This is a genomic window from Vibrio sp. QJM3NY_35 (assembly GCF_057785915.1).
In genome coordinates this window covers 1,372,865-1,394,417 of record NZ_CM173507.1, presented here as the reverse complement: position 1 = coordinate 1,394,417, position 21,553 = coordinate 1,372,865, and the positions used below count along the sequence as shown (strand labels likewise).

At 44.2% G+C, this 21,553-nt stretch carries 17 protein-coding genes; 5 read left to right on the top strand and 12 right to left on the bottom strand.

Going from position 1 to position 21,553, the window contains the following annotated elements; translation table 11 throughout:
* Positions 1-93: 93 nt before the first annotated feature.
* The 8 genes from AC3CH3_RS06340 to AC3CH3_RS06305 all read right to left on the bottom strand — a co-directional run bounded on the left by AC3CH3_RS06340 (position 94) and on the right by AC3CH3_RS06305 (position 8,006).
* Entirely contained in the window at positions 94-309 is a 216-nt protein-coding gene (locus AC3CH3_RS06340) for a hypothetical protein (protein WP_171307720.1), read from the bottom strand.
* Between the two features lie 256 nt (positions 310-565).
* A complete protein-coding gene (locus AC3CH3_RS06335; protein WP_004734736.1) occupies positions 566-1,039 on the bottom strand; it encodes a DUF2947 domain-containing protein in 474 nt (157 codons plus the stop codon).
* A 140-nt stretch (positions 1,040-1,179) separates the two neighbouring features.
* Entirely contained in the window at positions 1,180-1,767 is a 588-nt protein-coding gene (rimJ, locus tag AC3CH3_RS06330; protein WP_488518716.1) for a ribosomal protein S5-alanine N-acetyltransferase, read from the bottom strand.
* Positions 1,768-1,785: 18 nt separating this feature from the next.
* Positions 1,786-3,330, bottom strand: a complete 1,545-nt coding sequence (gene tyrR, locus AC3CH3_RS06325) for a transcriptional regulator TyrR (RefSeq protein WP_017077872.1) — start codon at positions 3,328-3,330, stop codon at positions 1,786-1,788.
* Positions 3,331-3,494: 164 nt separating this feature from the next.
* Positions 3,495-4,547 carry a YcjF family protein gene (locus AC3CH3_RS06320; protein ID WP_102453013.1) on the bottom strand — a complete coding sequence of 351 codons (1,053 nt, stop codon included), beginning with the start codon at positions 4,545-4,547 and terminating at the stop codon, positions 3,495-3,497.
* Positions 4,548-4,561: 14 nt separating this feature from the next.
* Entirely contained in the window at positions 4,562-5,935 is a 1,374-nt protein-coding gene (locus tag AC3CH3_RS06315) for a YcjX family GTP-binding protein (RefSeq protein WP_488537988.1), read from the bottom strand.
* A 204-nt stretch (positions 5,936-6,139) separates the two neighbouring features.
* On the bottom strand, positions 6,140-6,325 hold the full coding sequence (locus AC3CH3_RS06310) for a hypothetical protein (protein WP_004734731.1): 186 nt from the start codon (positions 6,323-6,325) through the stop codon (positions 6,140-6,142).
* Positions 6,326-6,488: 163 nt separating this feature from the next.
* Positions 6,489-8,006 (bottom strand): fumarate hydratase, encoded by a 1,518-nt coding sequence (locus AC3CH3_RS06305; RefSeq protein ID WP_488537987.1) that lies wholly within the window; start codon positions 8,004-8,006, stop codon positions 6,489-6,491.
* A 254-nt stretch (positions 8,007-8,260) separates the two neighbouring features.
* Here AC3CH3_RS06305 and pabB point away from each other — a divergent pair, with 254 nt between their 5' ends.
* Positions 8,261-9,640, top strand: a complete 1,380-nt coding sequence (gene pabB / locus AC3CH3_RS06300) for an aminodeoxychorismate synthase component I (RefSeq protein WP_488537986.1) — start codon at positions 8,261-8,263, stop codon at positions 9,638-9,640.
* 162 nt (positions 9,641-9,802) lie between these two features.
* Here pabB and AC3CH3_RS06295 read toward each other — a convergent pair whose 3' ends face one another.
* Together AC3CH3_RS06295 and AC3CH3_RS06290 are read right to left on the bottom strand one after the other, a co-directional pair.
* Complete coding sequence (locus AC3CH3_RS06295) at positions 9,803-11,521, bottom strand: ATP-binding protein (protein ID WP_488537985.1); 1,719 nt, start codon at positions 11,519-11,521, stop codon at positions 9,803-9,805.
* A gap of 1 nt (position 11,522) precedes the next feature.
* Entirely contained in the window at positions 11,523-12,065 is a 543-nt protein-coding gene (locus AC3CH3_RS06290; RefSeq protein WP_146491313.1) for a heme NO-binding domain-containing protein, read from the bottom strand.
* A 302-nt stretch (positions 12,066-12,367) separates the two neighbouring features.
* Here AC3CH3_RS06290 and AC3CH3_RS06285 point away from each other — a divergent pair, with 302 nt between their 5' ends.
* The 3 genes from AC3CH3_RS06285 (at position 12,368) to AC3CH3_RS06275 (ending at position 16,013) form a co-directional block, all read left to right on the top strand.
* Complete coding sequence (locus tag AC3CH3_RS06285) at positions 12,368-12,967, top strand: CoA pyrophosphatase (protein WP_488537984.1); 600 nt, start codon at positions 12,368-12,370, stop codon at positions 12,965-12,967.
* 310 nt (positions 12,968-13,277) lie between these two features.
* Positions 13,278-14,531 carry an aromatic amino acid transport family protein gene (locus AC3CH3_RS06280; protein WP_048658418.1) on the top strand — a complete coding sequence of 418 codons (1,254 nt, stop codon included), beginning with the start codon at positions 13,278-13,280 and terminating at the stop codon, positions 14,529-14,531.
* A gap of 120 nt (positions 14,532-14,651) precedes the next feature.
* Positions 14,652-16,013, top strand: coding sequence for an L-serine ammonia-lyase (locus AC3CH3_RS06275; protein ID WP_060981746.1), 1,362 nt, complete (start codon positions 14,652-14,654; stop codon positions 16,011-16,013).
* Between the two features lie 135 nt (positions 16,014-16,148).
* Here AC3CH3_RS06275 and AC3CH3_RS06270 read toward each other — a convergent pair whose 3' ends face one another.
* The gene (locus tag AC3CH3_RS06270; protein WP_488538156.1) at positions 16,149-17,291 is read right to left on the bottom strand and encodes an amino acid permease; all 1,143 of its coding nucleotides are present in this window, start codon (positions 17,289-17,291) and stop codon (positions 16,149-16,151) included.
* Positions 17,292-18,133: 842 nt separating this feature from the next.
* Here AC3CH3_RS06270 and AC3CH3_RS06265 point away from each other — a divergent pair.
* Entirely contained in the window at positions 18,134-19,756 is a 1,623-nt protein-coding gene (locus AC3CH3_RS06265) for a methyl-accepting chemotaxis protein (protein ID WP_019822569.1), read from the top strand.
* Positions 19,757-19,841: 85 nt separating this feature from the next.
* On the opposite strand, the gene AC3CH3_RS06260 is transcribed toward AC3CH3_RS06265, so the two are convergent.
* A complete protein-coding gene (locus AC3CH3_RS06260) occupies positions 19,842-21,332 on the bottom strand; it encodes a SulP family inorganic anion transporter (protein ID WP_488537983.1) in 1,491 nt (496 codons plus the stop codon).
* Positions 21,333-21,553 lie beyond the last annotated feature (221 nt).

The following is a 21,553-nucleotide window of genomic DNA, read 5'->3' as shown; positions in this document are numbered from 1 at the left end:
AGTGGCTTTTTTATTGGTGGCTTAAGGCTGGTATGTTTAGTCGACTTATCGCATCTTGGTTAAGAGCCTTAGCCGTATTGCAGTTCATCATTGTTAATGTTTCGTTCCTGTTGGGTTAATAGGAAAATCCGTATTTTCATAAATATCAGATAACTTTTTCGGTTTCTTCTCTTTAGCTCCTTTGTTCGATTGATTATGAGTTTCGCTTAAAAGCCATTGCTCATGCATTTTTGCTGAATCCAAAAACTCTGGATCTTTCATTGCTTCCTTGCGAAGTTTATTTACACGTTCGAGAGTATCCCAAATCATAATACTTCACCTCCACTAAGGCAGTACTATAAAGATAACCCAAACCCACAAAACTTCAACCAAGCCAATGAGATAGCGATCTCAATTTCGAAAATTACTAGCTCTAAGCTAATGAAAACCCTCGTCAGAAATCGGCTTCAAATGGCGTGTATTTATCGATGATCCTCGACGATCTTTAGCCACAAAAAAAGCGAGCTCAGAGCTCGCTTTTTATCAATCTTTTGTTCAACATTCGCTTGATTAAGTAGTGTCTTACTTAAGCTCTGTTGCCAATTTTAACGGTACCATTTGTTGCAAACCAAAGTGCTTCTGAACGGCGGCGGCCTAGTAGAATCGGGCCATCATCGTAGAACAAAAAGTTCTTCCAGTGTTTCTTGAAAACTGACCACTTGGTTTCTAAAACATTGTATTTTTCGTAACAAAAATAAACAGTTACGTCATCTTGCCAATCAATAAAGTTCAGAATCTCTTCTGGCATTTCAGGCTCATCCGCTTCCCAATTCGCCATCCAGCTAATCTCTTCATTCCAGTTCGATGCTTTGCTTGGCCAATCTTGCGAACTTAGTCTTTCCGCATCAGGGCTTTGAGGGCTCACGTTCTCTTTCCAAAACTGAGATGCTCTCGCCTGTGTCATTGGTTTAATCTTTTCCAAATCTTCTGCCGGCAGCGGCATTGACTGGTGAGTGAAAATCCATTTTCTTTGGTATTCGTCCAAAGTTGTGTATGACATCAAAATTCCTCAAATATCTTCTCAGGCTGATGGATCTACCATGCCTATATGTTCTTTTTGATACAGCGGCGACTAGAGGTCGCTTGATATTCGCTGCCTTTAAATTCATTACCTGTTCTTACGCCTAGATACTATTTAGTCTAGACATTGCGTTTGTCTTCCCAGTTAGGGTTAACTAACGCGGTCAGTATATGGTCTTCCCATTTACCGTTAATCTGTAAGTAATCTTTGGCGAAGCCTTCTCGAACAAAGCCAAGATGTTCCAAGACATCCGCACTGCGTTCATTGTGAGGCATGTAGCCCGCCATTAAGCGGTGCATGTTCTGCACATCAAACATGTAGTCTTTTGCCATGCTCAAGCCTCTGCGCATGTAACCGTGGCCTTGTGCACTTTCAGCAAGCGAATAGCCCACGTTACACGCATAGAAAGGGAATCGAGACAGATTGCTGAATGAAATGGTGCCCAACATTTCGTTAGTGTCATCATTAACAAGCAAACAGTAATAACCTAGCCCCATTTTATGAAGCTCATTTAGCTTAATCAGGCGCTGCGCCCAACCCGTTCTATCAAAAAACACATCTTCACGAATTGGTTCCCAAGGCTTAAGGTACTCTCGGTTAGTTTGAAAGTAATCACTGATCATATTCGCATCGTCTATCTCTGCGGTGCGTAGAATCAGGTTTCCATCGCGCTTATAAATGCGTTCTGGTGTGCTCAAATCTTCCATAATCTTGTTCTTATTCGATCAGTTCTTTCTAATACCGTAATCACGAAGCTTATTCGCAATTGAGGTGTGAGATACATTCAAACGTTTTGCAAGCTTACGGCTTGATGGGAAAGACTGGTAGAGCTTCTCTAGAATCTGAGATTCATAGTCTTTCATGATCTCGTCAAGCGAGCCGTCTAAGCTCAAGTTCGCCATTCCAGCCGTCATGGTTTCAAGCTGTGGCAGGTGGAATTGCTCAACCGTTAACGTATCTGAATCCAACTCTGTTAGAGCACGTAGAACCATGTTGTCTAACTGACGAATGTTGCCCGGCCATTGGTAGTTACCTAATTGGTCGATTAGTTCTTGAGTCAGCTTTGGTTTCAACATGCCTAATTGCTGTGCGTACTTTGCAACGAATAGCTCCAGTAATGGGGCAACATCGTTTGAACGTTCACGCAAAGCAGGAATCGATAAAGTCAGCACGTTCAAGCGGTAGAACAGATCTTCACGGAACGAGCCCGAGTCGGCTAATTCAGAAAGACGGTGGCGCGTTGATGCGATAATACGAACATCCGCGTGCATCTCTTCTTCTTCACCAACACGACGGAATGAACCATCTTGTAGGAAACGCAGCAGTTTGATTTGTAGATGCGGGCTCATCTCGCCAATTTCATCTAAAAATACGGTACCGCCATTCGCTTGTTCGAAAATGCCTTTATGACCTTGTTCATGGTTAAATGAACCCGGTGCATGACCAAACAATTCCGTCTCCGCTACGTCATCAGGCATCGATGCACAGCTTAGAATCAAGAATGGGAATGACGCTCGGTTCGAACGGTTATGACACGCTTTAGCCAGCATCTCTTTACCCGTGCCTGTATCCCCTTCAATAAGCAGAGGTTGATCCAGCATAGCCAGTTTCTTAGCTTGGCTGATCAAGGCTTTATGGCGATTAGAGACACCAACAAAGTGTTCAAAACCTAGGTTATTCTGTTCAGGGATTGCGTCTGGCGTGTTCATCTCTTGGTTGCAAGAACGAATTGTCATTACCGCGCTAGCCAGTACCGCTTCGTTCACATCACCACCAAGGTAAATCGGCAGGATCTCAATAGAGAAATCTAAACCATCTAACACCACAACTTCACGATGGCGCGTTACATCGCCTTCAATCCAACGAGCGAAGTTAAAGCTAGGAACGAACGTCGCTAGCGGCTCACCGATCACTTCGTCTTCTTGCTTGTTAAAGAGGTTCAATGCAGCGTGGTTTGCCATATCGATTGAGCCTTTAAGGTCAATCGCTATCACAGGGTCAGGTAGGTTTGCCAGCAGAGCAATCAACTCTGTGTTATGCCTTTCGCTTGGCATAAATTGGATTTTACGTACATCCTTCACACCTGAAATTCGGCGAATTTCAGCCATAAGTTCACTAAAAGCATCAAAATTAATATCAGGGCAGTTTAAGTAAATAATGCCTTTAACATCAATTTCGATTCCTCTTAAATCAATGCTTTTTGAGGCCAAGATATCGAGCAACTCACGCGTTAAGCCGAGTCTGTCTTCACACAATACTTCAAGACGCACAAATAGTCCTATTATAAGTGTCAGGATAAGTTGACAGTAGTGTGGATTAAGCTCTGAGTTCAGTCAAGAAGAAGAGTAAACATATGTTTACTCTTCACTCGCAAACGACTCAATGTCATACACTTTGTTGGTCAGTAGATCGCTTTGTTGATAAGCAACTCACTCTATTTAAGCGTAATGCGCTTTATTTCAGAAAGGACGGCTTTGCGAAGATCTGATATTTTTACTTTTCGCTCATTATGCCAAGGCATAGGACGCAGCAATGTCATGGCTTTTAAACCCAGTCTCGCAGTGAGAATACCGACACCGAGCCCCTGCCCTGCTCGAGCTGAAACCTTGCCTGCAAGATCCATCGAAACGAGGTCCATACTCGCGTCTATCGCGAGTTCACTAGCACCTGCCGCTGCCATGTTGATCAACACCAACTTGAACAACTTAATACGCGACCAGTAACCAAGCTCAATGCCATACACATCAGCAAGCTTGTCTATCATGGTGAAATTGCGCCACGCCACCAGCAACATATCGGCAGCCGCCAATGGGCTCACAGCAACCAAAGCGGCCGATTCGGTCGAGAATTTAGTGACAATTTGAGTCGCCACTTTATCTTGTTGGGCAACAACGAGTGCATCATACATATCCAAGACTTCAGCATCGCTGTGCGCAGGGTTAATGCTGTTTCGCCATTTATCATAAGCGGGTGATTCAGCGACAATACCGCCCTGCTTCGCAATGTGTTCACAGAACGCTTTGCCTTTACCGACACTCTGGCTTTGCAGTAGCTCTTCACTCTGCTCTTGGACACTGAAATGGTCTTTCAGCGAACGCAGCTTCCACAACTCTTTGCCTATTGCGCCTAAACCTAATGAAGCAATGGCAGCGATAAAGCCAGCCCAGCCTAAAGCTAGCCAGTCAGCGGTTTGAATAGCAGTAATGACAGAGTCAATCGCCTGCCAGCCCACCAGACCGGAGAAAGCGACAAGTAAGCCCGTTCCAAACCACTTCTTCTTTTTGCTCGGTCGAATCACTTGCTCCAATTGCTGCTCAGCTTCACCATCAAGATCGGCTTCCACTTGCGGTGCGACAGGAACAAATTTCTCTTGCTCTGTGAACAGTTGTTGAGCGCCTAAATCCGGGCTAACTTCGCTCTTGTCTTGCTCATCAAAAGAGGTCTTCAACGGTTCATTAAAGACCTGCTTTGTTTTTAATTCACTCATTTTGATTGCCTCAATTACTTCAACTTGTCGCCAATGAGATACTCTAAAACCTTGTCGACTCTTAGATGTTGGCAAGGCTCATCGGAATGTTGCTCCATCGGCCTAAAGCTCGTGAAATCAAACTGGTTGGTTTCCCAATACTGTTTATTGGGCAACTTACGCGGCACCTCTCCCGGATACATGGTTTGAGGTACGTTATCTAAAGTCACACCTTGCAACGCCGGAACATTGTCTGAGCCCGACGAGATATAACCCGCGCTGGTCGCTTGAATAGACGCGATGCTCATGCAACTCATGTCGATGTGTTCAAACGCCGCCTGTTGCCAAGCCGGATGTACCATCTGTTGTAACAGCGATACCAAGTTCGGATGTTGATCCGGTGTCACGTGGTCAGCCTTGGTGGCTGCAAATAAGATCTTGTCGATCTTCGGCGCGAATAAGCGTCTTAGCACATTGCTTCGACCATACTTAAAGCTTTTTAGTAGCTGCTCTAATGCGCCACGCATATCCATGAAAGAGTCATAGCCCGCATTGAGCGGCTGTAAGCAATCCACCAGCACGATTTGTCTGTCGAACGTCGCGAAGTGATTCTTGTAGAACGCCTTTACGACCTTTTGTTGATACTCTTCATAACGCGCTTTTAAAACCGCATAGTTACTTGTTTTAGAGAACTTGCCCTCAGGTGCGGTGCACGGGAAAAATTGCAGCACAGGCGCACCTTCAAGCTCACCCGGCAATACGAATCGACCCGGCTGCACCCAGTGCAACCCGTTATCCTTACAAGTGTGAAGGTACTGAGTATAGCTATCGGCAATGGCGACCAGTTTCTTTTCGTCTGCTTCGGCTAACAAGTCAACGTCACCACGCATGGCGTTCCACTGTTGCGAGTAGGTTTCCCTGTCGCCTTTCAACGCTGCAAATTGAGACTGACTCCAAGTATCAAAATCCATATCCAGTAAAGGTAAATCAAGTAGCCACTCTCCCGGATAATCAACAATATCGAGATAAAGGGTGCTGTTTTTGCTCAGTAGCTTCTTTGCGCCTTTGGCTGGCTTATATTTGATTGCTAGACGAATCTCACTGACATCACGCGTCGGCACTGGCCATTCTGGTGGCTGAGCATTCAACGATTCCATAGCTTCATCATAAGAGAAACGTGGGATCATCATGTTGTGTTGAGGAATGCGCTTAGCGCCAATAATTCTTCCGTCTCTCGCTGATGCAAGTAGAGGCAGATTTTTGTGGGTAGACGTATGAAGAAGCTGATTAACCAGCGAAGTAATGAATGCTGTCTTACCCGCACGAGAAAGCCCCGTGACCGCGACTCGAATGTGAGAATCCGTTCCTCTGCTTATAAAGTCACTCATTTCTTGAGTTAGGTGTTTCATTTGAACGACTCCGTGATAGTTAGGCTAGCTGATTATGATAATAGAGAGGCAGCCTATGTTCTTTCCCTGTTGGGATAGTATGTATGCTTTTTCTTTTTCTAATAGTAGTGAGTATGCAATACACATTCTTAATGCTAGATGAATAAAAGCCCCTGACTACATTCATAATCAGGGGCTTTAGAATTTTTCTGCGGTATCCGACGTTTAATCGTCTTCAATCAACTTGTAGATAACAAACAGTGCAATCTCTGCAATTAGCCAAAGCGCACAAGTAATTGTCACGTATTTATTATCAAAGATACTGATCCCTTTCAAGATCAGGTCATATCCAACAAAAGCACCAATCACCACTGCCAAGATAATCTGTAGGATCTGAATAAAACGAGGCATTCCTCTCTCCTATATTCTTATATCAAACGATGTGTTTATCACTATATCATTGATAATAAGACAAAAGTGCAAATAATGCTGCACTTTTGTCTTCAACTTTCTGTCAAGAATTGCAATTCAAACGCTGAAGCTAGCGCCTGTTACGACTTTTGACTTCGGTAAATTATGCTTTTTCAGCTTCAGCAATTTTCACTTTCCACGTATCAGGGCCGATCTGGTGCGCGTTCACGCCGTTAGAGTCAACCGCGACCGTTACCGGCATGTCTTCAACTTCAAACTCGTAAATCGCTTCCATACCGAGATCTTCAAACGCAACCACGCGTGCTTTTTTAATTGCTTTCGCGACTAAATAAGCTGCACCGCCAACCGCCATCAGGTAAACCGATTTATGTTGTTTGATTGACTCTACCGTTGCAGGGCCACGTTCTGCTTTACCAATCATGCCCATAATGCCTGTTTCTTCTAGCATCATGTCAGTGAACTTATCCATACGAGTAGAGGTTGTTGGGCCAGCAGGACCAACCGCTTCATCGCGTACCGCATCAACAGGGCCTACGTAATAAATGAACTTACCTTTCAGGTCGACGCCTTCTGGTAAACCTTCACCACTTTCAAGCATGCCTTGAATACGCTTATGAGCAGCATCACGACCGGTTAATATCTTGCCTGATAGAAGAACCGTTTCGCCAGTCTTCCACTCTTGAACGTCTTCTTTGGTAATTTCATCAAGGTTAACACGGCGTGTATTCGCGCCAGCTTCCCAAGTAATGTCTGGCCACTCTTCTAACTTAGGTGGTGTTAGCTCTGCAGGGCCGCTGCCGTCTAGCGTGAAGTGAACGTGACGCGTTGCTGCACAGTTCGGGATCAAGCAAACAGGCTTTGAAGCTGCATGCGTTGGTGCTGTTTTGATTTTTACGTCCACGACAGTGGTTAGACCGCCAAGACCTTGTGCACCAATACCAAGCTTGTTTACACGGTTGAAGATGTCTAAACGAAGCTCTTCTTCTGCGTTCTCTGGACCTTTCTCGATAAGCTCTTGGATATCGATATGTTCCATCAAAGATTCTTTCGCTAGAACTGCTGCTTTCTCAGCCGTACCGCCGATGCCTATACCTAGCATACCCGGTGGACACCAGCCCGCCCCCATTGTTGGCAGCGTCTTCTCTACCCACTCTGCAATATCATCAGAAGGATTCAGCATAACCATCTTGGTTTTGTTCTCAGAACCGCCGCCTTTTGCCGCGATTTGAATTTCAACTTTGTTGCCTGGAACCATATTAATGTGAACAACCGCTGGTGTGTTGTCTTTGGTATTAATACGCTTACCTGCAGGGTCCATTAGGACAGATGCACGCAATGGGTTATCTGGATTGTTGTAAGCTTGACGAACGCCTTCATCAACCATCTGTTGTACTGTTTGATCCGTTTCCCACCTAACATCCATACCGATGTTCACGAAACAAGTAACAATACCCGTATCCTGACAAATTGGACGATGGCCTTCCGCAGACATGCGTGAGTTGATAAGAATCTGAGCAATAGCATCTTTAGCTGCTTGGCTCTCTTCTTTCTCGTGCGCTTTTTCTAGGGCTTGGACAAAGTCTAAAGGGTGATAATAAGAAATGTACTGAAGTGCGTCAGCGACACTGCTGATCACATCTTGCTTACGAATAACCGTCATTGCATGCCTCTTTATTGTTCTGGTTCCATGTGGGGTCTTGGTTTGACTGTTTTTGTCTAACCGGATTAGTTGGCTTAGCTTTTTATTATGTTGAGCTGTATTTAGTTGCTTTAGCAATCGCTTGCATAGCTGTAAACTAAACCATGTAGTTTGCACCGTTCTAATCAAGAACCCATTTTATTTTCAATTTATGATACTCTTGCTTCCTCTCACACGCCATGCAGTGATCGAACTCTTTGTCACAAATTAAACAAATGAATAACAACGAATTTCGCTCTATCCAAATCAAGCCGCTTGAATATCAATCAACTTTAGCTAAACAGCTGTTTTCCCATATTGAAAACCTGCCGTGGGCAATGCTATTACGCTCCGCTTCAGAAAGCCACGTTGATAGTCGATACGATATTTTAGTTGCTCAACCCATCGCCACCTTCGAGACAATCGGTGCAAAAACGACCGTTAATGTTAATGAGACGTGCGAGGTTTCAGACTCCGATCCTTTCGAACTACTCGACCAATATCAGCAACAGTTATTACCTGCGACTAAAGAGCACACTGAGTTACCATTCGTTGGCGGCGCTTTAGGCTATTTTAGTTATGATTTAGGGCGCAGAGTCGAGACACTTCCTTCACTCGCAACGCGTGATATTGAAGCACCTGACATGGCGGTTGGCTTATATGAATGGGCTGTTATCGTTGATCACCAACTGAAAACGGCGTGTATTGTCGGCAGCAATATCGATGAACATCATGATTGGCTGATGCAGAAAATGGGTCAATCACACCTAACACATGCGCCCTTTGGATTAACCACACCGTGGAAATCCAATATGAGCGAAGAAAGCTACGCCACTAAGTTCGATAGTGTTCAAGAGTACCTGTTATCCGGGGACTGCTATCAGATCAACTTAGCTCAGCGCTTCAATGCTCAATACCAAGGCAGTGAATGGTTGGCTTATGACAAGTTAGAGCAGTACAACTCAGCGCCCTTTTCGGGTTTTATCCGTTTGGCCGACTGCGCAATCATCAGTGTTTCGCCAGAGCGTTTCTTAGAACTCAAAGACAACGTCATTGAAACCAAGCCAATCAAAGGCACACGACCTCGTTCTGATGACCCGATGATTGATGATGCCAACGCGCAAGACCTAGCAAGCGCCGATAAAGATCAGGCCGAGAACCTGATGATCGTCGACCTGCTTCGTAATGACATTGGCCGAGTGGCAAAACCGGGCACAGTGCATGTACCAAAGTTGTTCGATATTGAGAGCTTCCCTGCCGTGCACCACTTAGTAAGCACGATACGAGCAGACCTTGATGATCAATATTCTGCGACTGACCTTCTGAGGGCTTGTTTCCCTGGAGGGTCGATTACTGGCGCACCAAAAGTTCGCGCGATGCAGATCATTGAAGAGTTAGAACCGCATCGACGTTCAGCGTACTGCGGCAGTATTGGCTACATCAGCCGAAATGGCAGAATGGATACCAGTATTACCATTCGTACATTAGTCGCCGAGAACAATACGCTTTATGCATGGGCTGGCGGTGGTGTGGTGTTTGATAGTGATTGTGCTTCTGAATACCAAGAAACACTGGATAAGCTGAGTCGAATTCTACCGGTACTTGAAGATTGCTAAACCTAATGTCATTAACTGCTAGTTCCGCTACTTAATGACGAGTTCCGCTGCTTAACGGCCAGAAAAAGCTTTATATAAGAAGAAACCGAAGGATCGCAAGATCACTTCGGTTTTTTAGTCTTTAAGTTAGAGTACATGACTCACAACGCTTTATTCGCGTGTTTAAGCGACCTTCGCCGCAGAGAGCCCCCACCTCTTAAGCATCTCTTTAAGATCGTTGGCGGTGTAAGGTTTACTCAAAATGTCATCCATTCCACACTGAATACAACGTTCGCGTTCTTCAAGTGTCGTTCCGGCGGTCAGAGCCACAATAGATTTAACGTAACCCTTCTCTCTTAGCTTCTCTGTCGCTTCAAAGCCGTCCATAACGGGCATTCTGCAATCCATGAATACAATGTCGTATTCATTGTCTGACGCGAGCTCAAACCCTTCGACACCATTACTTGCAATAGCAGGTTCAATTTCATGTTTACGGAGCATCTGTTGGATGATGATCTGGTTCATCTTAATATCATCAACCACCAGCACTTTAAGTAGTGACAATTCCGCCTCAGACTCAAAGCCCTTGGTAACACTATCACTCTCAGCCGGAACATCGACAACTTGAAGAGGAATCGAGATGGTAAACGTCGTGCCTGAACCAACGACACTGGTCACCCCAATATCACCATTCATCAGAGCCACCAGCTTGCGACAAATCGCCAACCCAAGCCCGGTGCCTTCATAGTTCCGGCTACTTGAGTTATCTGCCTGCGTAAAAGGTTCAAATAGCGTCTTATGCGCCGATTCAGCAATTCCGACTCCGGTATCTTCTACAGAGAAAACAAATTGGTTTTTGTCCCACTTAATATCAACATTCACATGCCCTTCTTCTGTAAATTTAATCGCATTACCGATTAAGTTCACAAACAGCTGAGTGATGCGCTCTAAATCGCCTTGAAAATGGGAAGGAACGTTCGACGCAACACTGATATTGAATTCAAGCTGCTTCTCTTTGGCTCGATTAATAAAGATGCTTTCAATGGTATTTCTTAAATCAAGCAGTGCAAACTTCTTTGGAATCAACTCCAACATTCCCGCATTGATTTTACTGTAATCCAGTAGGTCATTAATGATGGTTCTGAGAAACTCTCCAGACTGGCGCAGGTTGTTCACTATTTCACGTTGAGAGCTGTTCAGTTCCGTATCACTGATCAATTCTGCACTACCTAACAAGCCATTAAGCGGAGTTCTTAACTCATGGTTAATCATGGCCACAAAGTCACGCGTTGCCCTTTCGGACTCTTCCGCTCGTTTACGTGATTCAATATTTCGGTTGATTGCTAGTTGATGGGTTAAGGCACTGCAGATAAGGTCCGTTACTAACAACAGTTGGCTTTGTATAAACTCGTAGTCTTGGTCTAACAACCTGACTCTGACGATTAACGCGCCAACTATGACTTTTTCAACCTCTAAAGGCACGGTCAGCAGGTCGTCTTGCCAATGAGGTTCTTGAATGTCTTGATCTAACACCTCGACAGTCTCATCGCCATAATCATAGGTCTGTAACTGAGGGATGAGCTTGGGAGGTAGAATCAAACGACTGGCTTCGATTAAGTAACTGCTGGTCACGTTGGTCGTTAATTCAGATAGCATGACATCATCGAGATCATTTCTTAGAAACGCGCGCCCAAAATCAATCAACAGGTTATCAATCTGTTCTTGGAATTCAATCCGACGTAAATTTGCGTTGGAGCGCTTTTCTAACTGACGCAGCGCAAGCTCAAGTTGTTGGTTTGCCTCAAACAGTTCGAGACTTTTTTGTTCCAACAATGCTTCGGCCACTTTCCGTGCAGCAATTTGACGTTTAAGCTTTTTCTCTAGGGCTGATACCAGATCCATATCACTTTTCTACTTTGAGATTAAACCTAACCACGCTTTGGTCATCATTTTGTGGCGTCATTTCTACCACAATAGATTCACCATGGTATTCAGCACACCCTTCGATAAGCCCTAAACAAACGTGAGACATACACCTTGCGCTTTTGTAGTCAAAAACAAGTTGTGCTTCGGTCGTAGTAATAAAACTGAATTCAGGTGGCTCAGCATCCGGATAGAGCTTCTTCACTTCAACGTGAATGTAGCGCTCTACGTGCTGAATAAATTGAAAGGTGGTATTGCTATGAGCAAGGCTCGCTTTATTAGGTAAAGAGGCGAGTAAGTTCTTAAATACAGACTGCCCGAAAACGCGTTGCAAGCTTGCAGCATCGATATCCGTTTTTTTGCTCAAGTTAATGATGAGCTTAACCAGATCTCTGTGATCATAACTACCAACGGACGTGTAGATCCCTTCATCTTCTGACATTTCTAGAACTTCTTCCAAAAGCTCTAAACCAAACTTGTCTTCAACAAGCTCTAAAAATTCGGTGAATATGATTCCTTTCATCTCATACCTTTTCTTCTATTTCTTTTTAGAATGGGCCACTAAGTTATTGTTATCAAATTATTAAACGAAAAATCTACGTTTCGTCACCCAATTTTATGACATGGATAACGCTTGCTCGCCTGTATACACATATTGAATATAGCAAAAATCGTCATTTCGAGGAGATTCATCGGTAAACAACCCCTCATGACGCCCAATTCATAATTAAAGAGGGAAAGTAAATGAAGAAAAACTCAGTATTGGTAATCAACCCACTGTTATGTCTATACTTAAAATCATAACAATCAATATATTGGCTTGATATGAATAAAGAAAACTTCCTTCAACAATTCCAACTTAACCCTACCGTTGGCTATCACCCAGAGTCAGTAGAGCGTGTTTCGCATATCAATGGCGATCAATTACGTAAAGCGGCGGTGGTGGTAGGTTTAGTTGAAAGAGAAGATGGTTTACATGTCATTTTTACTAAAAGAGCGGCTCATTTAAAGCATCACCCCGGCCAAGTCAGCTTTCCTGGTGGTAAACACGAACTTTCTGACCCTTCTATGCAATTCACTGCACTCAGAGAGCTCCATGAGGAGGTGGGAATTCGATCGGATCAAGTTAAAATTGTTGGGCAATTACCTGCATTGAGTACTATTAGTAAATTTTCTGTGACGCCGATTGTTGCCATGGTCGATCCTGACTATAAAGCCATCATCGATGAGAACGAAGTTGCCTCAATTTTTGAGGTGCCCGCTACCTATGTTTTAGACCAAGCCAAGTTACACAGCCACACTGTTAACTTTAAACAAATCAAGCATCGAGTTTTTGCTATGCCCTTCCAAGAGCACCTAATTTGGGGCGTTACGGCGCAAATCATCCAATCAATGCAGCAACATGTAGTGCAACAGATTACATAGCAACTACGTTTTGTTTAATCTCTGTTAACAAAAACCAGTCTTTCCATGGAACAGATTTATTAATGCAATTTTACGCAAACGTTTCCCTGGTATAAATCTATACAACACCCCCCTTTCGCATTAATAAAACTAATACCAAGCATAAGCATAAATCACCTGTGGCACGCTATTTTCGTGATCAAAAATCCGTTTTTCGCATATCATGTGACACGCCGTTTCATTACATGATTTAGATCTATTTTTTGTAGAAGAAAATTCTGCAGAATTAGCCCCGACTTATTTCCTGTTCCCAAAAAATGAGTAATTTAACATGAACACAACAACTTCTTCGGCAAATGCCGTTAAAGATTCAAGCAAGTTTAACTACAAAGATTTTACCTGGTGTTTATCACTATTCGGTACAGCAGTTGGTGCTGGCGTACTATTCCTTCCAATCAAAGCTGGTGCGGGTGGTTTTTGGCCATTAGTTATCCTAGCTTTAATCGCGGCACCAATGACTTGGTTCGCACACAAATCTCTAGCTCGTTTCGTACTGTCTGCTAAAAACCCTGAAGCTGATATTACAGACACAGTTGAAGAGCACTTCGGTAAGACTGGCGCAAACATTATTACTTTTGCTTACTTCTTCGCTATCTACCCGATCGTTCTTATCTACGGTGTTGGTATTACAAACACGGTTGACTCTTTTCTAGTAAACCAAATGGGTATGGAATCTATTCCACGTCCTCTCCTTTCTGGTGCACTTATCCTTGCTATGACAGCAGGTGTTGTATTCGGTAAAGAGCTGATGCTTAAAGCAACGTCAGCAATGGTTTACCCACTAGTATTCATCCTACTAGCGCTATCTTTCTACCTAGTTCCTGATTGGAACACTTCAATGATGGACGTAAGCCCAGAATGGTCAACAATGCCTTCTATTATCTGGCTTGCTATTCCAATCATCGTGTTCTCTTTCAACCACAGCCCAATCATTTCACAGTTCTCTAAAGAGCAACGTCGTGTATACGGTGAAGACGCAGTTAAGAAAACTGACCAAATCACTGGCGGCGCAGCAATGATGCTGATGGGCTTTGTAATGTTCTTCGTATTCTCTGTAGTGCTTTCTCTATCTCCAGAGCAACTAGCAACAGCACAAGCACAGAACATCTCTGTTCTTTCTTACCTAGCTAACGTACATGAGTCTCCACTTATCTCTTACATGGGCCCTCTTGTAGCGTTCGCAGCGATTACTTCTAGCTACTTCGGTCACTTCCTAGGTGCTCACGAAGGTCTTGTTGGTCTAATCAAGTCTCGCTCTGGTTCTTCAATCTCTAAGATTGAAAAAGCATCTCTAGCGTTCATCGTTGTTACAACTTGGATTGTTGCGGTAGTTAACCCAAGCATCCTAGGTATGATTGAAACAATGGGTGCTCCAATGATTGCAGCTATCCTGTTCCTAATGCCTGTATTCGCAATGAACAAAGTACCAGCAATGGCTAAGTACAAAACTTCAGCACCTGTACAAATCTTTACAGCTTTATGTGGTCTAGCGGCTATTAGTTCTGTAATCTACGGCGCTCTTTAATCTTAAGCACTTTTTATAAGATGGCTTGCATCTTATATCGCGAGATTAGACACAAAATATAATGATAATAAATGAGCCTCCCTACTCCCCTTGGGAGGCTCTCTTTTTGAGGTAATCGCTATGATTAGTGTATTTGATATCTATAAAATCGGTGTTGGTCCATCGAGCTCACACACAGTTGGACCAATGAAAGCGGGTAAAGAGTTTATTGATGACCTACGTTCAATGGGAAAATTGCGCGACATCACTAAAATCACCGTGGACGTATATGGATCACTATCACTGACAGGGAAAGGTCACCACACAGATATCGCAATCATCATGGGTCTTGCTGGCAATACTCCTGAACGTGTTGATATCGATTCTATTGCTGGCTTCATTGCTCGCGTAGAAGAAACTGAGCGCCTTCCTGTTGGCATGCACTGTCATACAGTATCGTTCCCACGCGATGGCGGTATGAACTTCCACACTAGCAACCTTTCTCTACACGAGAACGGCATGAGCATTCACGCTTGGATTGGTGATGAAGTTGCATACTCAAAAACGTACTACTCAATTGGTGGCGGTTTCATCGTTGACGAAGAGAACTTCGGCAAAGAAGAAGAAAACCCAATTAAAGCACCTTACGAATTCACAACAGCTGAAGAGCTGGTTAATCAGTGTAAAGAAAGCGGTCTTTCTATCAGTACACTGGTTATGAAAAACCAAGCAGCATTCCACTCAGACGAAGAGTCTCGCACTTACTTCGCTAACATCTGGAAAACGATGCGTGAGTGTATGGATCGCGGTATGAATACTGAAGGTATCCTGCCTGGTCCACTACGTGTTCCTCGCCGTGCAGCAGCACTTCGCCAACAGCTAATGACTTCAGAAAAAACAACCAATGATCCAATGTCGGTTGTTGACTGGGTAAACATGTTTGCTTTCGCAGTAAACGAAGAAAATGCAGCTGGCGGCCGTGTAGTAACGGCACCAACAAACGGTGCTTGTGGCATCATCCCTGCTGTATTGGCTTACTACGATAAGTTCATCCAAACAGTGACAGAGAAAGATTACATCCGTTACTTCGCAGCTTCTGGCGCGATCGGGGGTCTTTACAAGCGTAATGCTTCTATCTCTGGTGCTGAAGTTGGCTGTCAGGGTGAAGTTGGTGTGGCATGTTCTATGGCTGCTGCTGGTCTTGCTGAGCTTATGGGTGGTAGCCCTGAGCAAGTATGTATGGCTGCGGAAATTGGCATGGAACACAACCTAGGTCTAACGTGTGACCCAGTTGCTGGCCAAGTACAAGTACCATGTATCGAGCGTAACGGTATTGCTGCAGTTAAAGCAATCAACTCAACTCGTATGGCACTTCGTCGTTCTTCTGCTCCTACTGTTTCTCTAGATAAAGTTATCGAAACAATGCTAGAAACCGGTAAAGACATGAACGCTAAATACCGTGAGACATCTCAAGGTGGTTTGGCTGTTAAGGTTGTTTGCTAATAGCCTCTAACACAGCTTGCTTGGTAACGAGCAAATAATAAAAAAGGAACGCCGATGCGTTCCTTTTTTCTATCTAAATTCCGGCCACTTATATCTAAGATGCTCGATTTGCATCTTAGATAATGGGCCAAAGAACTAGATCACTTGTGAGATAAGCAGGAAGCAACCAAACAGCAGTGAGAACAACATCATTGCGCTGCCACCTTCTGCTCGGTATCTATCATCAGCAACTTTCATGAAGCGCTGCTTGTGGACCATCACCAGAGGAACAAACACCGCGAGGAACACCAAGATGATGCCTGCGTAGTTCAGCACTTGTAGAAACTTATCCGCAGCAAGCAATGATCCCGCCAACGGCAAGATGAAGCTGATGCAGTAGGTTACTGCTGTGTTTTGGTTGAACATGTCTTTGTTTTGGTTGAACAACGCCATTGCTACACCAAAGAAAGAGGTCAACAAAGCCAAACCAGTGAAGGTAGACAGAACATTACCTACCCAAGGAGATTGAGCCTCAAACGCCGCCATCAAATCTGATACGTTCTCAAAGCTTCTGAATTGCTCTTCACTCAAGTTACCCACTACCGTAAACAACCAACACAAGTAACACACCAATGGGATCAGAGAACCAACAATCACCATATTGCGTAGCTGTTTGTCTGTCGCTTCGTGGTTGTAAGACACCAAAGTAGGAATCACCACCATAAAGCCAAAGCTGGTGAACAGAATTGCGCTGGTTTTGATCAGATCAACGTGATTGTGGCTGGTTACCTGCATCAAGTTTTCTTGCGTCATGCTTGGCGCCAAAAAGGCCATGGTTGCAAACAAGCTTACTAGCATCACGAAGAACAGTGCACGGTTGAGCTTATCAATTACGCCTGTTCCACTCGCCACAACAGCACCGGCAATCAAGGTAAAAGTAATTTGACTCGTTGTTGCAGTAATATCGACACCGAGGTTAGACAGCAGCTTACTCAGCAAGTCACCTGCACCTAAGATGTAAGCCATTAGCAAGCAAATCAGTAAGGCGTAAAGCAGACCATTGGTGATCAGCTGCCCTTGTTTGCCTAGTGTCTTTCTAGCGATAGAGTTTAATCCTAAACCGCCACCCGCTTTGATGGTCGCTTCTAGAAGTAGTAATGCTGCGTAAGTCGTACCGAAGCAGATCAGTACCATCAGCAGTGTGCCGTAAAGCAATCCGAATTGAGCTAATACCATTGGGATTGCAAGCATACCAGCACCAAGAGCGGTACCAGCGATAATTAGGGAGCTACCCATCATTTTAATATTCATTGTCTTTAACTTATTTATTTAGTTTTTAATAGGTGTAGTTCTCTGTCATCAACCAAGATGCAAAGAAAATTCGAAAGAAGTTAAGCTTTAAAACGAATATCGATAGGAGCGATAAGCGGAGTTAAATCGCGAAAAGGCAGTAGAAAACGAGTAGTACAAGCGAGAGTATAGAGAGGTGTGATCAGATGAAGAAGCCATCTTCTGATGTGGTGACCCTTCTGTGGGTTCGATGATCGGTGATGTAATCTTGAATTTCATGTATGTGTCCAATATCAATAAGTCACATTCCATATTATTTAAAGCAGCGTATCCGTTGCTGCCCTTCCTCTGTCATTAGAGGTCACTTCATATTATCGAATGAACTCTGAAACACAACGCCATAACCACATTTTTTGCTATTAAATTGAACAAAAAAGCCGTTTGGATATAAATTAACCGCTAAGCCATCTAAAACAATAGTCTTTATTGATAAAAGACAAGCTGACAAATACATCGAGCTAATCAACAACCAAGGCTCTTCTAACTATCAGCAGACTCACAGCCCGTTGCTGCACTTCAATAACAGCGCTCTATTCCCAAAACAGCAGTCTGTTTCAATAAAAGCTGTATTTTTCACAACACGATGTTTTAAGAACCACACTATGTTTTGAGAACAGTGACGAGCTTGAAGCGCGTTCCATTTCAACATCAGACACGACACAAACTCGCTACATCACAGAAACATAACCACAACCGGAGTATGGTCACACAATTCGTTATACCCCATAGGTGGTAGGAACTCTTACTAGTACAGTATTTGCGTCATTATAATTAATAAAAACAAACACCTTATGCGCTCAACAATCACCTTTAAAATCCTAGTGGCCCTCGCCATCGTGTTCACCTTTTTGCTGGCAATATCGACCTATTTCCAATATTCGCAACAAAAGCAACTTGTAAACTCAGTGTTAAGTGAGCAGCTTCACGACAAAGCAAGTAACTACTTCGATAGCCTCAACATGATGATGCTCACCGGCACCATGGCACAAAAAGAGACCCTTCGTCAGAAAGCACTGGCTCAAGAAGGCATTGAAGACGTTCGTGTTTTACGCGCCGACGCTGTCAGCAAGTTATACGGCCCAGGTGATGACAACCAAACACCGGTTGACGATATTGATAAACGAGCGCTAGCGGGCGAAACCGTTATCGAACCTTTTTCTGCTGATTGGGGCAAAGGCTTGGTTATTGCTCTGCCAATGAAGTCGAGTGAAGATTACCGAGGAACCAATTGTGTCGCCTGTCATATGGCACCAGAGGGTAAAGTCTTGGGTGCGATTCGCCTCGAATATAACCTCAACCATGTTAACTCGTTGATCAACACTCAAACCATGGCTGCTATTGGCATTATGGCAGTGATCTCGTTTGCCGGATTTGTCCTTACGATGGGATTAATTCGTAAGATTATCGTGCGCCCGCTGCAACAGACTTCTCGCTTTATGACCCAAGTCAGCGACGATAAAAACCTATCCACTCGCCTGCCGGAACAAAGCAAGGATGAGATTGGCACGCTGGCTAATTCCATCAACTCGTTCATGGGAACCGTATCTGACAGCTTAGAAAAGGTACAAAGCACCTCGCACAAGTTAAATGCCTCGGCAAACCAACTGACTAGCGTCGCGCAAATTACCGAGCAAGCCGCCAGCGACCAGCAAAGCGAAACCGCAGAAGTGCAACACAATATCGAAGGGATACAGGCGCAACAAGTCAATGTAGAACAAGCCACTTTAACCGCTTCAGAACTCATCAATCACACCGCCGATGTAGCGTGTAAGAGTGCTAACCAAGCTCATGATGCAAGCAGTGAAATAAAGAACCTAGTCAGCAGCATAGAAGAAGTGAAACACAAAATCCTGACACTCAATGAGCAAACCGGAGAGGTCTCTTCAATATTGAGTGTGATTCGTGGTATTGCTGACCAAACCAATCTTCTAGCCTTGAATGCAGCGATTGAAGCGGCGCGAGCGGGAGAACAAGGCCGAGGCTTTGCGGTAGTCGCAGATGAAGTTCGCCACCTTGCATCGCGAACCGCTGAAGCAACAGGCAGCATTGAGTCAATCATTCATCAATTCCAACAAGGCAGCGAAGAGTCGCTGACATCTGCCGATCGCGTTTGCGAACAAGCCCATCAAAGCTCAACCGATATCGACGCACTGTCCGTTGAAATGAATGGTGTCGTTGAAGAGATGAAACAAGTACTGGCTCATGCGAAAAATATTCAACAACAGACGCAATCCACTACACACGCGACCGAAGATGTTCAACAAAAGGTTGAGACCATCACTTCTCACGCCGACAACACATCGCAGTCTGCGGCTGAGACTCGTGGAATCAGTAATGATTTAGAAGAGCTGTCTGATCACCTTGAGTCACTGATTAATCAGTTCACTTTGTCGAGTACAAAGAAGAAGTCATAGATCGCCAACAAAAAAGCGCTCAACAATGAGCGCTTTATCTTCCTAGCAATGCCTAGTGAGGCGTTCAAAGAACCTTAAACAATGATTAGTGTGTAATGGAAACCGCGGTTAAGTCTTTATGCTTGTGATACATCGCGTGTTTGACTATCAGGTTCGCACTCACGCTATCCATTCCAGAGACTTCAACGTAAGCGCCCTTTTTACGGAACTTGAACACAACCTTATCAAGCGCCTCTACCGATGTATTATCGAGAAACGATGCATCAGATATGTCGATGGTCACTAAAGAGGTCGCGTTGTCGTAATCGAATAGGTCAACAAACGCATCTGAAGACGCAAAAAATACATGCCCTTTTACTCGGTGAATGGTGTGCATTTCGTTGGTCACCACTTCATCTGATATAAAGACCATAGACTTGCTAACATGCGCATAAAACAGAGCCGATAAAACCACGCCAACCGCAACCCCAATCGCTAAGTTATGAGTAAACACCACAACCGCCACGGTCGCTAACATGGTTACGTTAGTTGGAAGTGTATGGTCTTTAAGTTCAACAATAGAGCGCCACGAGAACGTACCGATTGAAACCATAATCATCACAGACACTAAAGCCGCCATCGGTATCAACTTCAACCAATCCGAAACAAACACCACCATTAACAACAAAACAACCCCGGCGATCATGCTAGATAATCGGGTTAAGCCGCCTGATTTGATGTTTATGATCGACTGACCGATCATCGCACACCCCGCCATTCCACCAAACAGTGAAGCCACAATATTGGCTACTCCCTGCCCTTTACACTCATTGTTTTTGTTACTTTCAGTATCTGTCAGATCATCGACTATGGTCGCTGTCATCAAAGATTCCAGCAAGCCAACCAGAGATAGAGCAATCGAATATGGCAGGATGGTCGCAAGCGTATCAAACGTGAATGGAATATTAGGGATCAAAAACACAGGCAGTGAATCAGGAAGCTTACCCATATCGCCAATCGTTCTCACATCTAACCCAAACAACAAACTAATGATTGTCAGAGTAACAATCGCGACCAATGGAGAAGGTATTGCACGACCAAACTTGGGAAAATAAGGAAGCAGATAAATGATCACCAAACCCAAAGCGACTAATACGTAAACACTTGAAGGGACATTGATCAATTCAGGGAGCTGGGCCATGAAGATTAGGATGGCGAGCGCGTTAACAAATCCAGTAATCACCGATTTGGAAACGAAATTCATCAGGTTACCAAGCTTGAGATACCCAGCCGCGATTTGAATGACGCCAGCTAGGAATGAAGCTGCGAGTAGGTACTCTAGTCCGTGCTCTCTCACTAATGTGACCATTAACAGCGCCATAGCGCCTGTTGCACCGGAAATCATCCCCGGACGACTGCCAACCAAAGCGGTGACAACACAGATACAAAAAGATGCATAGAGCCCTACCTTAGGGTCGACGCCTGCGATAATTGAAAATGCGATGGCTTCAGGGATCAATGCGAGTGCAACCACAATCCCAGATAATGAATCTCCTTTAACGTTTGATAACCACTGTTTTTTTAAATAATTAAGCATGTAATTCTCTTTTACTTGTACAGCCAGTCCTGCCTTGTTGAGACATAATTTGATCGACTGTTTTTCTTGAATGAGCGAGCGCTCGAAAAGTGCGGGTGTAGAGAGAATGCAGGGGCTAAGGCGGCGTAATTAACACGTAAATATTAAACTCCTCTTGTTGCTTTAGTGGGAAATTAAGAAAGTGATCAAGTCCAATATGACTGAATCCGCGCCAATATAGA

Excerpts from the sequence above, each read along its gene's own strand:
- AC3CH3_RS06340 (WP_171307720.1), bottom strand. The coding sequence starts at position 309 with ATGATTTGGGATACTCTCGAACGTGTAAATAAACTTCGCAAGGAAGCA.
- AC3CH3_RS06335 (WP_004734736.1), bottom strand. The coding sequence starts at position 1,039 with ATGTCATACACAACTTTGGACGAATACCAAAGAAAATGGATTTTCACT.
- rimJ (WP_488518716.1), bottom strand. The coding sequence starts at position 1,767 with ATGGAAGATTTGAGCACACCAGAACGCATTTATAAGCGCGATGGAAAC.
- AC3CH3_RS06320 (WP_102453013.1), bottom strand. The coding sequence starts at position 4,547 with ATGAGTGAATTAAAAACAAAGCAGGTCTTTAATGAACCGTTGAAGACC.
- AC3CH3_RS06315 (WP_488537988.1), bottom strand. The coding sequence starts at position 5,935 with ATGAAACACCTAACTCAAGAAATGAGTGACTTTATAAGCAGAGGAACG.
- AC3CH3_RS06310 (WP_004734731.1), bottom strand. The coding sequence starts at position 6,325 with ATGCCTCGTTTTATTCAGATCCTACAGATTATCTTGGCAGTGGTGATT.
- AC3CH3_RS06305 (WP_488537987.1), bottom strand. The coding sequence starts at position 8,006 with ATGACGGTTATTCGTAAGCAAGATGTGATCAGCAGTGTCGCTGACGCA.
- pabB (WP_488537986.1), top strand. The coding sequence starts at position 8,261 with ATGAATAACAACGAATTTCGCTCTATCCAAATCAAGCCGCTTGAATAT.
- AC3CH3_RS06295 (WP_488537985.1), bottom strand. The coding sequence starts at position 11,521 with ATGGATCTGGTATCAGCCCTAGAGAAAAAGCTTAAACGTCAAATTGCT.
- AC3CH3_RS06290 (WP_146491313.1), bottom strand. The coding sequence starts at position 12,065 with ATGAAAGGAATCATATTCACCGAATTTTTAGAGCTTGTTGAAGACAAG.
- AC3CH3_RS06285 (WP_488537984.1), top strand. The coding sequence starts at position 12,368 with ATGAATAAAGAAAACTTCCTTCAACAATTCCAACTTAACCCTACCGTT.
- AC3CH3_RS06280 (WP_048658418.1), top strand. The coding sequence starts at position 13,278 with ATGAACACAACAACTTCTTCGGCAAATGCCGTTAAAGATTCAAGCAAG.
- AC3CH3_RS06275 (WP_060981746.1), top strand. The coding sequence starts at position 14,652 with ATGATTAGTGTATTTGATATCTATAAAATCGGTGTTGGTCCATCGAGC.
- AC3CH3_RS06270 (WP_488538156.1), bottom strand. The coding sequence starts at position 17,291 with ATGATGGGTAGCTCCCTAATTATCGCTGGTACCGCTCTTGGTGCTGGT.
- AC3CH3_RS06265 (WP_019822569.1), top strand. The coding sequence starts at position 18,134 with ATGCGCTCAACAATCACCTTTAAAATCCTAGTGGCCCTCGCCATCGTG.
- AC3CH3_RS06260 (WP_488537983.1), bottom strand. The coding sequence starts at position 21,332 with ATGCTTAATTATTTAAAAAAACAGTGGTTATCAAACGTTAAAGGAGAT.